This is a genomic window from Mesorhizobium sp. M2A.F.Ca.ET.037.01.1.1 (genome assembly GCF_003998075.1).
Lineage (GTDB): Bacteria > Pseudomonadota > Alphaproteobacteria > Rhizobiales > Rhizobiaceae > Mesorhizobium.
This window is the reverse complement of sequence record NZ_RZSA01001677.1, coordinates 1-627: the sequence shown is the minus strand read 5'-3', so window position 1 is coordinate 627 and position 627 is coordinate 1. Positions and strand designations below refer to the sequence as shown.

Annotated in this window: 1 pseudogene; it reads right to left on the bottom strand. The window is 65.4% G+C overall.

What is annotated here, in order from left to right:
- Window positions 1-627, bottom strand: a pseudogene (locus EOA27_RS39165) (translocation/assembly module TamB); the annotation flags it as partial.

Sequence of the window (627 nt, the reverse complement as noted above, 5' to 3'; positions counted from 1 at the left end):
CTTCGGATCGACGTTGCCGGTTGCGGTGCCATGCACGGAGTCGCTCTCGATGATGGCCTGCTCGATATCGATCCCACCCGCCGTGGTCGCCGTGCCGGCGACGTCGAAGCTCGTCTTGCCGGCAAACAGCGACTTTATCTTCTCCGGCAGGAACGCTTCGAACTGGCCGTCGCCCTTGGCCTCGATGCGGTGGCCCTTGTCGGTGAGCTGGTGCCGGCCGGTCAGTTGGCTGATGATCTGGCCATCGACCATGAAGGTGCCGACACCGCTCCAATTGGCCAAGGGCCCGCTGCCGGAAACGACGATGTTGACGGGCGGCGCATCCGGCAGCTTGAGCAGATTGGCGATGATGCCGCCGGCCGGCTCCGACGCCTTGAGATCGAGGTCGAGCTTGTTGTCGGCCGGCGCGAAATGGATCTTGGCGTCGACATTGCCTTGTTTGCCGTCATGGCGGGAGACATTGAGCACGCTCTCGATCGCCAGCGGCGAGGGATCGGCCCTGAGCGAGCCTTTGGCGGCCAGTTCGGCGATGCCGCTGCCGGCAAGCTCCTGTCCGAGCGCGATCTCCGGCAGGTCGATCTGCCTCACGTCGATCGACACCGGCAGGCTGGACGAGCCGCCCTGCGA